The sequence below is a fragment of the Pseudonocardia sp. DxW genome (genome assembly GCF_058448985.1).
In genome coordinates, this window is the sequence record NZ_JBZFLK010000012.1 from 42,767 (window position 1) to 57,004 (window position 14,238).

Consider the following 14,238-nt stretch of genomic DNA (forward strand, 5'->3'; position numbering starts at 1 on the left):
CTGGCGTCACCACCACCGGAGGAGTCCCGCGATGACCACCACCCCCGAGCTGCCGCTGATCGACCTGCACGGATCCGGAACCCGGCGCGCCATCTGCCCGCACGACTGTCCGGACGGCTGCGCGATGACGGTGACCGTCGAGGACGGCCGGGCCACCGCCGTCCGCGGCGACAAGGAGCACCCCTTCACCCGGGGCGGGCTCTGCGTGAAGGTCAACAACTACGTCGACCGGGTGTACAGCCCGGACCGGGTGACGACGCCGCTGCGGCGCACCGGGCCGAAGGGATCCGGCCGGTTCGAGCCGATCACCTGGGACGAGGCGCTGGGGACGATCTCGTCGACCTGGAAGCAGGTGATCGACGAGCACGGGCCCGAGGCCGTCATGCCGGTCAGCTACCTCGGCACCCAGGGCACGCTGAACGGGCTCAACGTCGGCGACCCGTTCTTCAACCGGATGGGCGCCACCGTCAGCGAGCGCACCTACTGCGACTCCGGCGCGTCCACCGCGTACGTGATGAGCGTCGGCCCCACCGCGGGCGTCGACCCGGAGAGCCTCGTGCACTCCCGCTACATCGTCATCTGGGCGTGCAACATGGTGTCCACCAACCTGCACCTGTGGCCGTTCGTGGCGCAGGCGCAGCGCAACGGCGCGAAGGTCGTCGTGATCGACCCGGTCAAGCACCGCACCGCCGCCCGCGCCGACTGGCACATCCCGATCCGCCCCGGCACCGACGGCGCGCTCGCGATGGCGCTGATCCACGTGATCGTCACCGAGGGGCTGACCGACCGGGACTACGTGGAGCAGCACACCCTCGGCGTCGACGAGCTGACCGAGCGGGTCCGCGACTGCACCCCGGAGTGGGCCGAGGCGGAGACCGGGATCCCGGCCGACGACATCCGCACGCTGGCCCGCGAGTACGCGGCCGGGCAGCCGTCGATGATCCGGATCGGGGTGGCGATCGAGCGGCACCCCGGCGGCGGCTCCACCGTCCGGGCGATCTCCTGCCTGCCCGGGCTGGTCGGGGCGTGGCGCAAGCCGGGCGGCGGGCTGCTCGCGCTGCCGCTGTGGGCGTTCCCGGTGAACTGGGACGCGCTGTCCCGGCCCGAGCTGCGGCCCGAGGGCACCCGGATCGTCAACCAGTTCCATCTGGGACGGGCGCTGGCCGGGGAGATCGACGGGCCGCCGGTGCAGGCGCTGATGGTCTACAACTCGAACCCGGTCGTCGTCTGCCCGGACCAGGAGAAGGTGCTCGCCGGGCTGGCCCGCGACGACCTGTTCACCGTCGTCTCCGAGCAGTTCCTCACCGACACCGCGCTGTACGCCGACATCGTGCTGCCCGCGACGACCCAGCTGGAACAGACCGACATCATGTTCTCCTGGGGGCACTTCTACATCGGGCTGAACCGGCCGTCGATCCCGCCGGTCGGCGAGGCGATCAGCAACGTCGAGCTGTTCCGGCGGCTGGCCGCCGCGATGGGCTACGACGACGACTGCTTCCGGATGACCGACGACGAGCTGATCGCCGCCGCCTACGACTGGTCGGCGCCGGCACTCGAGGGCATCACGCCCGCGTCGCTCGCCGAGACCGGCTGGGCCCGGCTGAACCTGCCCGGCCCGGACACCTACGCCCCGCACGCCGAGGGCGGGTTCCCGACGCCGTCCGGCCGGCACGAGTTCCTGTCCGGCGCCGCCGCCGGCGGCGACTTCGTCCTCCCGCTGTTCCGGCAGGGCTCGAACGAGTTCCAGCCCGGCGGCGTCGTCGATCCGCTGCCCCGCTACGTGCCGCCGGTCGGCACCGACGGCGTGCACCCGCTGTCGCTGATCTCGCCGAAGTCACACGCCTACATCAACTCCAGCTTCGCGAACCTGCCCGCCCAGCAGCGGGCGCAGGGCGAGCCGTCCGGCTGGCTGCACCCGGACGACGCCGCCGACCGCGGGCTGGCCGACGGCGACCTGATGCGGGTGTTCAACGACCGCGGCGAGATCCTGGTCCGGGCCGTCGTCACCGCCGACGTCACCCGCGGCGTGGTGATGGCGAACATGGGCGCCTGGCGCGCGCAGACCAAGGGGCAGGCGACGGTGAACGCGATCAACCCGACCGGGTTCGCCGATCTCGGCCACGCACCCACCTTCTCCGACACCAAGGTTCAGGTGGAACGCGCGTAGCCGGCGACGGCGCTCATCAGCAGCGACGCCGCCGCGAGCAGCGCGAGCGCCACCGGCAGGCCGACCACCGGGGCGAACCCGCCGATCGTGGCGGCGCCGACGCCGGCACCGGTCAGGAAGCACAGCGTCGCGACCCCGATCGCGCCGCTGCGCCGGTCGTCGGGCACGGCGTCGCCGACGGCGGCGATCATCGCGGGCTGGCCGGTGCCGAACGCCAGCGTCACCAGCATCGGCGCCACCGCCAGCAGCCACGGCAGGTGCCAGGTGACGCCGGCGACGGCGACGAGCAGGCCGACCGTCGTCGTCGCGCAGGCCGCGGTGAGCGTGCGCCGGGCGCCGATCCGGGACTGCAGCACGGCCGACAGCGCCGGGCAGGCCAGCGCGACGACCGCCGCGGGGACCAGCACCAGGCCGGTGACCAGCGGCGTCCAGCCGCGCTCGGCCAGCTCCAGCGGGATGCCCAGCAGCAGCGCGAACCAGGCGGCCGGGACGACCGCGGCGCACACCGCGCTGCGCACCACCGCCGGGTTCCGGATCACCGCGCGGGGCAGGAACCCGTCGGGCCGGCGGCGCACCCAGGCCGCGGTCGCCGGGACGCCGAGGGCGAGCAGCGCCGCGCCGACCACCGCGGCGGCCGTCCCGGCGCTCGGCGACTGGACGAGTAGCACCAGCCCGGTCACCGCGGTCGCCACGATCACCGCGCCGACCAGGTCCGGCCGCACCCCGTCGCCGCGGACGGCCGAGCGCCGCCACAGGTAGGGCACGGTGAGCAGGCCGATCGCCGGCAGTGCGACGGCCGCCCGCCAGCCGCCCGCCGTGGTCAGCGCGCCGCCGATCAGCGGGCCGAGCGCGGACAGCAGCGCCGAGGTGCCGGCCAGCCTGCCCAGCGCGCCGCCCCGCCGGTCCGCCGGCAGCCGGGCGCTGAGCAGCGCCGCCGCGAGGACCGGGACCGACGCCGCCCCGAGGCCCTGCACCACCCGGGCGGCCATGAGCACCCCGAAGTTCGGGGCCAGCGCCGCCGTCAGCGCTCCGAGCCCGAGCAGTGCGATGCCGGCGCAGAGCGGGCCGCGGATGCCGACGGCGTCGGCGAGGCGCCCGTGCACCGGGGTCGCCACGGCCAGCGCGACCGTGTACCCGGTGACCATCCAGGTCGAGGCCGCCGTCGTCACGTCCAGTTCGGCGGCCAGCTGCGGCAGCGCCACCGTCACGCCGGAGGTGGACATGCCGGCCAGGCCGAACAGCAGCCCCAGCACCACCGCGAGCAGTCCGGTGCGGGCCGGGGAGGTCGTCGTCACCGACCGATCCTCATCCACGCCCCCGACAGTTGCATGCCGGTTCCGGTGTTGGATGTTCGGGATGACGATCAGGGATGCCACAGCCGAGGACGCCGACTCCTGCGCGACGATCTACGCGCCGTACGTCCGGGACACCACGATCAGCTTCGAGACCGAGCCGCCCGGGCCGGTCGAGATGGCCGAGCGGATCGCCGACGCGCAGCAACGACACGCCTGGCTGGTCGCCACCGACGACGAGGGCCGGATCGTCGGCTACGCCTACGGGGCACCGTTCAAGGCCCGCGCGGCCTACCGCTGGACCTGCGAGGTCAGCGTGTACCTGGAGCCCGGCGCCCGCGGCCGGGGCACCGGGCGGGCGCTGTACGAGGCGCTGCTCGCCCGGCTCGCCGAGCGGGGCCTGGCCGTCGCCGTCGCGGTGATGACGCTGCCGAACGAGGCGAGCGAGGCGTTGCACCGCGGCCTCGGGTTCACCGAGGTGGGAGTGTTCGAGGGGGTGGGGTGGAAGCACGACGGCTGGCGGGACGTCGTGTGGTACCGGCGGTCGCTGGGTGGGGAGCCGGGTAGGGGTCCGGGCGGGGGCTGAGCGGGCCGGGCGGGCCGGGTCGCCGGCACATCGCCGCAGGTCAGGGCTTTGCGATTGCGAACGATTGCTCGACATCGAATGTATGTTCGAGTAGTCTCGGTTCCATGACCGCGGTCCACGACCCTCCACTCCCGACCGACATCCCCGATGTCGACGAGCCCGGATTCCCACGGATCGATCTCGCCCTCATCCAGCTCGTGATCGAGCACGCCGCCCGCGCCACCGAGCCGTCCGGAAACGCCGAGCCGTCCGGAAACGCCGGGCCGTCGCGCTGCACCGAGGCGGAGCTGATCGACCAGATCCAGCAGATCGAGTCCCTGCAGAACTGTGTCGCCGCGCTGCAGGCGTCCCGGATCCGCGCGTTCGCCCGCGAGCACGTCGGCAACGGCATCGCCGCCGGGCGCACCGATCCGGAGCGCCTGGAACGGGGCGCGGTCGCGCAGGTCGCGCTGGCCTGCCACACCTCGCCGGCCGAGGCGCGGACGCGGATACGGGCCGCCCGCGACCTGCGGGCGGGGCTCGACCACGTCCGGGAGGCGTTCACCTCGGGGCGGCTGAGCGCCACCAAGGTCGCGACGGTGGTGGCCGCGTGCTCCGATCTCGATCCCGCCGAGCGCGCCCGGGTCGACGCCCGGCTCGCGCTGCACGACCTGGGCCGCCTCGGCATCGGGCGGCTGCGTGATCTCGCCCGCCGGCTCGCCGCCGAGATCGCACCGGAGAAGTTCCGGGCCCGGGTCGAGGCCGCCCGCGCGGAGCGCCGCGTCACGCTGCGCCCGGCACCGGATGCGATGGTCTACCTGACCGGGTACCTCCCCGTCGAGCAGGGGGCGGCCTGCCTGGCCGCCCTGCAGAAGGCGTTCGTGCAGGTCTCGGCCGATCCCGCGCCGCTGACCCGCAGCCGGGGGCAGGTGCTGGCCGGCACCCTGGTCGAACGGCTCACCGGCCGGTCCACCGCCACCGAGGTCGACGTCGAGGTCCAGGTCGTGGTGCCCGTCGAGGCCCTGCTCGATCCCGGCTCGCCGCTGCCCGCCGAGATCCCCGGCCACGGCCCGGTCCCGGTCGAGCTGCTCGCCACCACCACCGGCCGGAAGACCGTGCGGCGGCTGCTCACCCGGGCGGGCACGGTGATCGGCGGGGAGTCACGCCGCCGCACCTTCACCGGGCTGCTCGCCGAGCTGGTCCGGGCGAGGGACGGCAACCGGTGCACCGAGCCGTACTGCGACGCACCGATCCGGCACGTCGACCACATCCGGCGGGTCGCCGACGGTGGCCGCACCACGCTCGACAACGGGCGCGGCACCTGCGAGTTCCACAACCACGTCCGCGAGCAACCCGGGTGGCGGGTCGTGGGGGGGCCCCCCCCCCGGCGGCCCCCCCCCCCCCCCCCCCCCCCCCCCCCCCCCCCCCCCCCCCCCCCCCCGCGCGCCCGGGGGGCCCGCCCCCCCCCCCCCCCCCCCCCCCCCCCCCCCCCCCCCCCCACGCCGACCGGGCACACCTACCTCACGCCTTCTCGAGCTCCGAATGAAGCTTGAGCACGGTCTGCCCGTCGTCCTGCGCCAGGACGTAGGCGGGATTGTCCTCGGTGCCGTTGCGGGACTGGACACTGCCGTTGATCGTGCGCTCGATGCGGTCGGTGGCCCAGTCGGCGACGGTGCCCTCCGGCCGGCCGTTGCCCCAGTTCCACGCGACCCGGGTGCCCTTGGCGAACTTCCTCGTCATGGCGGCGGATACCCGGCTCGCGGACAGCTACACCCAGGGGCGTCGTCACCAGATCCGGACGCGCCGGCCCGGCTCGGTGAACAGGGCGTCGTCCTCGGTGACCCCGAACGCCTCGTGGAAGGTGTCCAGGTTCGTCACGACCGCGTTGCAGCGCAGGTCCGGCGGCGAGTGCGGGTCGGTCGCGAGCCGGCGGATCGCCTCGGCGTGACGGGTGACGGCCCGCCACACCTGGGCCCAGCCGAACAGCACCCGCTGCTCGCCGGTCAGCCCGTCGATCACCGGCGGCTCGCCGCCCTCGTTGGCGATCGCGTAGGCCTTCAGCGCGATGGTCAGGCCGCCGAGGTCGCCGATGTTCTCGCCGACGGTGAGCGCGCCGTTGACCTTGTGGTCGGGCAGGCCCTTCGGTGACAGCGCCGAGTACTGGTCGATCAGCATCTGCGCGCGCGACTCGAACTCCTTCCGGTCGGCGGTCTCCCACCAGTCGGTCAGGTTGCCGTCGCCGTCGTAGCGGGAGCCCTGGTCGTCGAAGCCGTGGCCGATCTCGTGCCCGATCACCGCGCCGATACCGCCGTAGTTGGCGGCGTCGTCGGCGTCGGCGTCGAAGAACGGGGGCTGCAGGATCGCGGCCGGGAAGACGATCTCGTTGAGCCGCGGGTGGTAGTAGGCGTTGACCGTCTGCGGGGTCATCAGCCATTCCTGGTGGTCCACCGGCCCGCCGAGCTTCGAGTACTCGTGGTCGTGCCGCCACTCCGCGGCCCGGCCCGCGTTGCCGAGCAGGTCGGCCGGGTCGATCTGGAGGGCCGAGTAGTCCTTCCACTTCTCCGGGTAGCCGACCTTCGGGGTGAACTTGCCGAGCTTGTCCAGCGCCCGCTCGCGGGTCTCCGGGCTCATCCAGTCCAGGGTGGTGATCGACTGCCGGTAGGCCTCGACGACGTTGGCGACGAGCTCCTCGATGCGCTCCTTCGCCTTCGGCGGGAAGTGCCGCTCCACGTAGATCTGCGCGACCGCCTCGCCGAGCGCGCCCTCGACCAGCGACACGCCGCGCTTCCAGCGCTCCCGCAGCTCGGGGGTGCCGGAGAGGGTGCGGCCGTAGAACGCGAAGTCCTCCTCGACGAGCTCCGACGACAGGTGGTCGGCGCAGGCGGAGATGACGTGCAGTGCCAGCCACGCCTGCCACTGCTCGAGCGGCCGGTCGGCCCACAGCGCGCCGGCCTCGGTGACGAAGCTGGGCTGCCGGACGATCACCTCGTCGTAGGAGTGCGCCGGGACGCCGAGCGCGGCCTCCCACTCGGCCCAGTCGAAGCCGGGCGCGGTCTCGCGGAGCTGCTCGCGGGTGAGCAGCGTGTAGGTCTTCTCGGCGTCCCGGTTGGTGACGTTGTCCCAGCTCGCGGCGGCAAGCGCCGTCTCCAGCTCCATGACCTGCTCGGCGACCCGGGCGGGCTCGGCGAGCCCGACCAGCTCGGCGAGCCGCTGCAGGTGCTCGACGTAGGCGGCGCGGATCTCGGCGGAGCCGTCCTCCCGGTAGTACGCCTCGTCGGGCAGGCCCAGCCCGGACTGGTTGAGGTTCACCAGGTAGCGGGAGGAGTCCTTGAGGTCGGTGGCGATGAACTCGCCGAACAGCGCGGCCCGCCCCTCCCGCTGGCGGCGGCCCAGCACCGCGGCCAGCTCGGCCTTGCCGGTGGCGGCGTGGATCTCGTCGAGCAGCGGGCGCAGCGGCTCCACGCCGAGCTGCTCGACCCGCTCGGTGTCCATGAACGAGCGGTAGAGGTCGCCGATCCGGCGGGCGTCGGTGCCCGGCTCGGCGGAGCCCGCCGCGCATTCCTCGATGATCGCCCGCACCTGCTCCTCGGCGCGGTCGCGCAGCACCCGGAAGGCGCCGTCCTGTGCGCGGTCCTCGGGGATCTCGTGGGTCTCCAGCCACCGGCCGTTGACGTGGGCGAACAGATCGTCCTGCGGGCGCACCTCCGGGTCGACCCAGGTCAGGTCGAGGCCGGAGCGCCGGGTTCCCGGAGCGGGCTCGGTGGTCGTCATGTCCCCATCCTGCCTGCCGGGACCGACGGTTTCGAGGCGGCGGGAACCGCGCCGTGCCACGAAGATCGTGACGACCGACATGCGCGTGCGGTGTTTGGGCCGCCGGGGTCCCGTGCCGCCCCCGCCCGGGGTGACCGGACATCTCTCCGTCAGGTGGACACGAGGTTGTCCGGACCGGGGCCCCGGACGCAACATCGGGATCGTGACGATCCAGCTCGATGCGCCGGTCAGCCGGCCCCGGTCCACCCCCGCCGTCGATCTTCTGGAGGGTGAGCGGCTGCTGTGCCGCCTGCCCGGCGACGGGCCGGACCGACCGTACGAGCTGTTCACCGTCACCCCGCTCGGCCGCACCCTCGGTGCCGAGATCACCGGTGTCGACCTGCGCACGGTGCCGGACGGGGAGCTGCGCGCCGAGCTGCACCGGGCGCTGCTGGAGTGGAAGGTGCTGTTCTTCCCCGGCCAGGACCTGAGCAGCGCCCAGCAGCGCGCGTTCGGCCTGCTGTGGGGCGAGCTGGAGACCAACCCGATGCTCGACGCCGGCGACACCGCCGACGTCGTCCGCTTCGGTACCGGCGCGCGGACCTTCGAGAACATCTGGCACGCCGACACGACGTTCCGGGAGACGCCGGCGATGGGCGCGGTGCTGCGGATGGTGCAGGTCCCGCCGTTCGGCGGCGACACCCGGTGGGCCGACATGGCGGCCGCCTACGACAACCTGTCCGCCGGGGTGCGGGCCACGATTGACGACGCCGTCGCGGTGCACGACATGGTCCCGGGTTTCGCCCGTTTCCTGGACCCGGCGAAGATGGAGCGGCTGCAGGACCGGTTCCCGCCGGTCACCCATCCGGTCGTCCGGACCCATCCGGAGACCGGCCGCCGAACGCTGAACGTGAACGCGTCGTTCACCACGGAGATCGTCGGGCTGCCGCGGGCGGAGTCGGACGCGCTGCTGCGGCATCTGTTCGCGCAGGCCCACGTGCCGGAGTACCAGGTCCGGTACCGGTGGACCGAGGGCACGGTCGCGTTCTGGGACAACCGGGCCACCCAGCACTACGCGGTCGGCGACTACCACCCGCACCGGCGGGTCGCCGAGCGTGTCGCGATCGCGGGGGACCGGCCCGTCTGACCGCGGGCCGGTGGCGCCGTCAGGAGGCGGGGCGGCGCCACCGGCGGCGGCGGGGCCCCGGCTCGGGCTCCTCGGTCAGCGGCGCCGCGATCGCCAGCCGCCCGACCTGCTCGTTCAGCACGTTCAGGTGCACTCGGACGTCGTCGTGGGTGGGATCGAGGACCGCCTGCTCGGCGATCTCGGCGGCCTGGTCGACCGACTGCTTCAGCGACACCTTCGCCTTGTTCAGCCGGTTCGCGATCCGCTTCGCGGGCGGCTCGGTGATCCGGAAGCGGGCCGGTTCGATCGAGTCCCCGACGGCGGCGAGCCGGTGCACCGCCTCGAGCTCGGAGTCGAGCCGCTTGCCGATCTCGCCGAGCCAGGTCCGCACCTGCGTCGCACCGACCACGGCGGTGATCCGGTGGAAGCGGGTGACCTGCTCGGTGCAGTCGGTCACGTAGGCCTTCCAGTACCGCGACAGCGGCGCGGGCGGCGGCTCGGCCGCGGGTCGGAGCAGTGCCACGGGTACAGGGTGCCCGATGCCCGGTGCGCCCGGACACCCGCCTCGGCCCGGCCGGTCAGGGGATGCGGCCGTCCTTCGCCAGCACCGGGGCGTCGGCGACGACGGTGTCCGGATAGATCAGCCCGCTGCCGGTGTTGAGCACGACGACCTCCTCGTAGCCGTCCAGCAGGCCGGACTCGCGCATCCGGGTGGCCGCGGCGACGCAGGCCGCGCCCTCCGGGCAGATCCAGGTGCCCTCGTCCCGGGCCAGTGCGTGCTGGGCGGCCAGCAGCTCCTGGTCGGTGACGGCGACCGCGGTGCCGCCGGTGGCGTACACCGCGTCGAGCACCAGGAAGTCGCCGAGCGCCTTGGGCACGGTGATGCCGAAGGCGACCGTGTGCGGATCGGCCGGGGCCTCGGAGGTGCGCAGGCCGGCGTCGAACGCGTCGACGATCGGGGCGCACCCGGCCGCCTGCACCGCCACCAGCCGGGGCATCGGCCCGGTCAGCCAGCCCAGCTCGTGCATCTCCTGCAGCGCCTTGTGGATGGCGATGATCCCGACGCCGCCGCCGGTCGGGTAGAGGATGACGTCCGGTGCCCGCCAGCCGAGCTGCTCGGCGATCTCGTAGCCCATCGTCTTCTTGCCCTCGATCCGGTACGGCTCGCGCAGCGTCGAGGTATCCTGGTAGCCGGTGCGCCGGGCGACGGCGTCGGCGACCAGCCGGCCCGCGTCGCCGATCAGGCCGTCCACCAGGTACAGCTCCGCACCGGAGACGACGACCTCGCGGCGGGTGATCTCCGGCGCGTCGACCGGCATCGCGATCAGCGCTCCGAGCCCGGCCCGGGCGGCGTAGCAGGCCCAGGCGGCACCGGCGTTGCCGTTGGTCGGCATCGCGACCGCGCGCACGCCGAGCTCGGCGGCCCGGGAGACCCCGACCGCGGCGCCGCGCGCCTTGAAGGCCCCGGTCGGGACCAGGCCCTCGTCCTTCATCAGCAGCCGCGGCAGGCCGAGGCGGGCGCCGGCCCGGGGGAGCGGCAGCAGCGGCGTCATTCCCTCGCCCATGGTGACCACGTGCGCGGGGTCGCGCACCGGCAGCAGCTCGTGGTATCGCCACAGGTCCGGCGGGCGGGCCGCGATGTCGTCCGGGGTCACCAGGGTGCGGGCCCGGTCGAGGTCGTAGCGGGCGAGCAGCGGGGCACCGGCCGGGGATGTGCCCTGGACGACGTCGGCGTCGTGCCGGGTCCCCTCGCGGGAGCACTCCAGGTGGGCGAGCGTCGAGTAGTCGTGCACCCGCACAGGTGATCCGAGCGGGGCCGCCGGGGCAAGCCCGAACCGCCGATCGGGCGCGGACGAACGTCACTGCGAGCGGCGGCGGCCGAACGGCCGATGTCGGTACCGTCGAACGAGTCAGTGAATGTTCAACCATTGAGAGGTATGCCACATGCGCCCGCTCCCCGCGCCCGCGTCCGACATCGCCTTGTTGATCTCCCGTATCCTGCTCGGCGTCGTGCTCGTCGCGCACGGCGTCCAGAAGCTCGGCCGCGGTGTCGGTGGTGTCTCCGAGGGCTTCTCCGGCATGGGGATCCCGCTGCCGACGCTGTCCGCGCTGTTCGTCATGACCGTCGAGACCCTCGGCGGGATCCTGCTGCTCGCCGGTGCCGCGACGACCGTCGCCGGGCTGGCGACCGTGGTCACCATGGTGGGTGCCTACCTGTTCGCACACCTCGGGATCACCGTGTTCGTGTCCGACGGCGGCTGGGAGCTGGTCGGCGTGATCGCCGCGCTGGCCCTCGCGCTCGCCGCGACCGGCCCCGGCCGGTTCTCGGTGGACCATCTGCTGGCCGCCCGCCGCCGCGCGACCGCCGTGACCCGCGACCGGGCGGCGGCCCACCGGGCCTGACCGCGCACCCGGTCGCCGCGCGCAGCGGACGCGGCCGGGGGACGCTGGGCCCATGCCCGAGGGACACACGGTGCACCGGCTGGCCCGCCTGCAGCGGCGTCGCTTCGCGGGCCGGCCGGTCGCCGTCAGCAGCCCGCAGGGCCGGTTCACCACCGGTGCCGGGGCCGTCGACGGCCGGGTGCTCGACGGCGTCGACGCGCACGGCAAGCACCTGTTCCAGTACTTCGGCCCGGACACCGTGGTGCACGTCCACCTCGGGCTGTGGGGCCGGTTCGGGAACCGGCGGCGGCCCGAGACGCCACCGCGCGGGCAGGTGCGGATGCGGATCGTCGGCGACAGCCACTACGCCGACCTGCGCGGTCCGGCCGCCTGCGAGCTGCTCGACGACGCCGGGGTGGCCGCGCTGCGGGCCCGGCTCGGCGAGGACCCGCTGCGCGCCGACGCGGACCCGGAGCGGGTCCGGGACCGGTTCGCCCGGTCCCCGGGCACCGCTGGCCGCGCTGCTGATGGACCAGTCGGTGATCGCCGGCGTCGGCAACGTGTTCCGGGCGGAGACGCTGTTCCGCACCGGGCTCGACCCGATGACCCCGGCCCGCGAGCTCGACGACGACACGTTCGCCGCGCTCTGGGCGGACCTGTCCGCGATGCTGCGCGACGGCGAGCGGCGTGGCCGGATCGAGACGATCCTGCCCGCGCACGGCGACGGCCCGCCGGAGACCCCCGCCCGCGGCCCGGTCTGCGCGAGCGTCGTCTACACCTACCGGCGCACCGGCCGGCCCTGCCTGGTCTGCGGTACGCCGATCGCGCACCGTGCCGTCCGGGCCCGGAACCTGTTCTGGTGCCCCCGCTGTCAGGCCGGGAGCACCGTGTATCCGCTGGGTGATCGGTGATCGCCCGGAGTGGTGTCCGATCTGTCCCGCTCCGGGCGATACGAGTACCGTTGGAGCATGCTGTCGGCAGGGTCCCCGCGGGCCGGCGCGGACCGTCGTCCCGTGATCAGGTGGGACGTCGTGCTGTCCGGTGTCGCCCTGGCCCTGGCCGGGATGCTGGTCGCGCTGGGCGTGTTCGGCGGGGTCTTCCTGATGGCCTTCCTGGACTACTGCCCGCCGCAGACGTGCAGCTCGTCGCGGATCCTGGTCTCGGTGGCCGGATCGCTGGTCGTCGCGGCCGCGGCCGGGATCGCCGGGCTCGCGATGACCGTGCTGCGGATCGTCGAACGACGGCTGTCCTGGCCGTTCGCGCTGGTCACCCTCATGGTCGTGGCGACGGCGATCGGCTTCGGCGCGGCCGACTACACCTCGGCGATCGGCTACTGACCCCGACGCCGGCTCACCCGTCCCGGTAGCGCTTGCGGTTGTTCCACACGACGTTGCGGTCGAAGTGCGCGCGCCGCGTCTCGGCGCTCCAGCGGCCCATGAAGAAGCCCCCGACGCCGCCGAGCAACAGCAGCAGAATCGTCGCGATGTCCATCGTCGCCCCCCTGGTCACGCCGGACGAACCCCTCGCCGTCCGGTGTGTCCATGGTGCGCCGAATTGGGAAGACCCTATCAGGATTTCGTCGGTCCTGATGATCCGGAACGGGGCCTCCCGCGGAAGGCGAGCGCGACGGAGGCGGACATCACCATCATCGCCGCGACCACCCACAGCCCGGCCCGCGCGTCGCCGGTCAGATCGGCGAGCCGGCCGGTCACGAACGGCCCGACGAACCCGGACAGGTTGCCGAACGAGTTGACCAGGCCGATCCCGGCGGCGGCCCCGAAGCCGGTCATGAACGCGTTCGGCAGCGACCAGAACGGCGGGATCGCCGCGAACACCCCGATCGCGCAGACCGTCACGCAGGCCATCACCGCCGTCGGCGAGCCGGTGTAGAGGGCGCCGGCGATCGCCACCGCTCCCACCAGGGCCGGCACCGCGACGTGCAGCGCCCGCTTCCCGGTCCGGTCCGAGTGCCGGGCCCAGAGCACCATCGTCACCGAGGCGATCGCGTACGGCACCGCGGTGATCAGGCCGACCTCGATCAGCGTGTACTCGGTGCCGAACTGCTGCTCGAACCCGGCGATGATCTGCGGCAGGAAGAACGCGAGCACGTACAGCCCGAGCACGATGCCGAAGTACGCCGCCGACAACGCGATCACCCGGGGATCGCGCAGCGCCGCGAGGATCCCGCGGTCCTGCCCGGCGGTCGCCGTGTCCTCCGCCGCGATCGTCGCCTCCAGCGCGGCGGTCCGGTCGGCGGGTAGCCAGCGCGCCGCGGTCGGCCGGTCCGGCAGCAGCCACAGCACCGCGATGCCGAGCAGCACCGCCGGGATGCCCTCGACGAAGAACATGAACCGCCAGCCGGCGTCGAACCCCAGCGCGCCGTCGCCGATGGTGATCAGCCAGGTCGACAGCGGCCCGCCGGCCACCGACGACAGCGGCACCGCGAGGAAGAACAGCGCCACGATCCGGGCCCGGTCGGTCGAGTCCTCTCCGTTGCGCAACGCAAGATCTCGGGGGAGTGTCGACGACGATCGTCAGTTCTTCAACCAGGCGTACGCGGTCTGCCGGGAGATCCCGAGCGCCTCGGACATCGCGCGGATCTCGCAGCCGGCGTCCCGGCCGGCCCGCAGCAGCTCACGCTGCCGGTCCCGCAGCTCCGCCATCCGGGCCCCGGTCTCGGCCATCTCGGCGAGCAGCTCCTCCGCGGCCGCCGAGGTCCGGCGGTGCCCGGCGCCCGGCCGCGGGAACGCGCGGACCGCGGCGGCGTCCCACACCCGGCGGCCCGCGTCGTCCGGCGCCGGCAGCGGCGCGGGCGCCTGCCCGCGGCTCACGTAGGAGTTCCAGGTCCCCACCTGCACGCCCCACTGCTCGGCGCACTCGTCGGCCGTCCACGTCGTCACGTGCGGAGTGTCCCCGATCCGGTGCGCCCACCCGAAGGGGTGGGGCCACGGTGCCG

14 protein-coding genes and 1 pseudogene are annotated in these 14,238 nt (G+C 73.9%); 7 read left to right on the forward strand and 8 right to left on the reverse strand.

The window, feature by feature from the left end; translation table 11 throughout:
* Window positions 1-31: 31 nt before the first annotated feature.
* On the forward strand, window positions 32-2,167 hold the full coding sequence (locus ACVJO7_RS19465) for a molybdopterin-containing oxidoreductase family protein (protein WP_491674066.1): 2,136 nt from the start codon (window positions 32-34) through the stop codon (window positions 2,165-2,167).
* Here the strand turns inward: ACVJO7_RS19465 and ACVJO7_RS19470 are convergent.
* Complete coding sequence (locus ACVJO7_RS19470; RefSeq protein WP_491674067.1) at window positions 2,149-3,462, reverse strand: MFS transporter; 1,314 nt, start codon at window positions 3,460-3,462, stop codon at window positions 2,149-2,151. The genes ACVJO7_RS19465 and ACVJO7_RS19470 overlap by 19 nt on opposite strands.
* Before the next feature lie 61 nt (window positions 3,463-3,523).
* Between ACVJO7_RS19470 and ACVJO7_RS19475 the strand changes: the two genes are divergently transcribed.
* Window positions 3,524-4,045: a GNAT family N-acetyltransferase gene (locus ACVJO7_RS19475; RefSeq protein WP_491674068.1), complete on the forward strand. Its 522-nt coding sequence runs from the start codon at window positions 3,524-3,526 to the stop codon at window positions 4,043-4,045.
* A gap of 104 nt (window positions 4,046-4,149) precedes the next feature.
* Window positions 4,150-5,577, forward strand: a complete 1,428-nt coding sequence (locus tag ACVJO7_RS19480) for an HNH endonuclease (protein ID WP_491674069.1) — start codon at window positions 4,150-4,152, stop codon at window positions 5,575-5,577.
* Here the strand turns inward: ACVJO7_RS19480 and ACVJO7_RS19485 are convergent.
* Together ACVJO7_RS19485 and ACVJO7_RS19490 are read right to left on the reverse strand one after the other, a co-directional pair.
* Window positions 5,546-5,764: a hypervirulence associated TUDOR domain-containing protein gene (locus ACVJO7_RS19485; RefSeq protein ID WP_491674070.1), complete on the reverse strand. Its 219-nt coding sequence runs from the start codon at window positions 5,762-5,764 to the stop codon at window positions 5,546-5,548. The genes ACVJO7_RS19480 and ACVJO7_RS19485 overlap by 32 nt on opposite strands.
* Window positions 5,765-5,809: 45 nt before the next feature.
* Entirely contained in the window at window positions 5,810-7,795 is a 1,986-nt protein-coding gene (locus ACVJO7_RS19490; RefSeq protein ID WP_491674071.1) for a M13 family metallopeptidase, read from the reverse strand.
* 202 nt (window positions 7,796-7,997) lie between these two features.
* Between ACVJO7_RS19490 and ACVJO7_RS19495 the strand changes: the two genes are divergently transcribed.
* A complete protein-coding gene (locus ACVJO7_RS19495) occupies window positions 7,998-8,921 on the forward strand; it encodes a TauD/TfdA dioxygenase family protein (protein ID WP_491674072.1) in 924 nt (307 codons plus the stop codon).
* 19 nt (window positions 8,922-8,940) lie between these two features.
* Here ACVJO7_RS19495 and ACVJO7_RS19500 read toward each other — a convergent pair whose 3' ends face one another.
* Both ACVJO7_RS19500 and ACVJO7_RS19505 read right to left on the reverse strand, forming a co-directional pair.
* A complete protein-coding gene (locus ACVJO7_RS19500) occupies window positions 8,941-9,423 on the reverse strand; it encodes a hypothetical protein (protein ID WP_344022327.1) in 483 nt (160 codons plus the stop codon).
* A 55-nt stretch (window positions 9,424-9,478) separates the two neighbouring features.
* On the reverse strand, window positions 9,479-10,699 hold the full coding sequence (locus ACVJO7_RS19505; RefSeq protein WP_491674073.1) for a threonine synthase: 1,221 nt from the start codon (window positions 10,697-10,699) through the stop codon (window positions 9,479-9,481).
* A gap of 145 nt (window positions 10,700-10,844) precedes the next feature.
* On the opposite strand from ACVJO7_RS19505, the gene ACVJO7_RS19510 reads away from it, so the two are divergent.
* The 3 genes and pseudogenes from ACVJO7_RS19510 (at window position 10,845) to ACVJO7_RS19520 (ending at window position 12,619) form a co-directional block, all read left to right on the forward strand.
* Window positions 10,845-11,303, forward strand: coding sequence for a DoxX family protein (locus ACVJO7_RS19510; protein WP_344022331.1), 459 nt, complete (start codon window positions 10,845-10,847; stop codon window positions 11,301-11,303).
* Between the two features lie 52 nt (window positions 11,304-11,355).
* Window positions 11,356-12,193 (forward strand): annotated as a pseudogene (locus ACVJO7_RS19515) (Fpg/Nei family DNA glycosylase).
* A gap of 102 nt (window positions 12,194-12,295) precedes the next feature.
* Window positions 12,296-12,619: a hypothetical protein gene (locus ACVJO7_RS19520; protein ID WP_491674074.1), complete on the forward strand. Its 324-nt coding sequence runs from the start codon at window positions 12,296-12,298 to the stop codon at window positions 12,617-12,619.
* 13 nt (window positions 12,620-12,632) lie between these two features.
* Here ACVJO7_RS19520 and ACVJO7_RS19525 read toward each other — a convergent pair whose 3' ends face one another.
* Genes ACVJO7_RS19525 through ACVJO7_RS19535 form a run of 3 tightly spaced genes read right to left on the reverse strand, consistent with a single transcriptional unit; the run spans window position 12,633 to window position 14,182 of the window.
* Entirely contained in the window at window positions 12,633-12,791 is a 159-nt protein-coding gene (locus ACVJO7_RS19525) for a hypothetical protein (protein ID WP_344022337.1), read from the reverse strand.
* 59 nt (window positions 12,792-12,850) lie between these two features.
* Complete coding sequence (locus ACVJO7_RS19530) at window positions 12,851-13,783, reverse strand: MFS transporter (protein ID WP_491674075.1); 933 nt, start codon at window positions 13,781-13,783, stop codon at window positions 12,851-12,853.
* 33 nt (window positions 13,784-13,816) lie between these two features.
* Window positions 13,817-14,182 (reverse strand): hypothetical protein, encoded by a 366-nt coding sequence (locus tag ACVJO7_RS19535; protein ID WP_344022341.1) that lies wholly within the window; start codon window positions 14,180-14,182, stop codon window positions 13,817-13,819.
* Window positions 14,183-14,238: the final 56 nt, after the last annotated feature.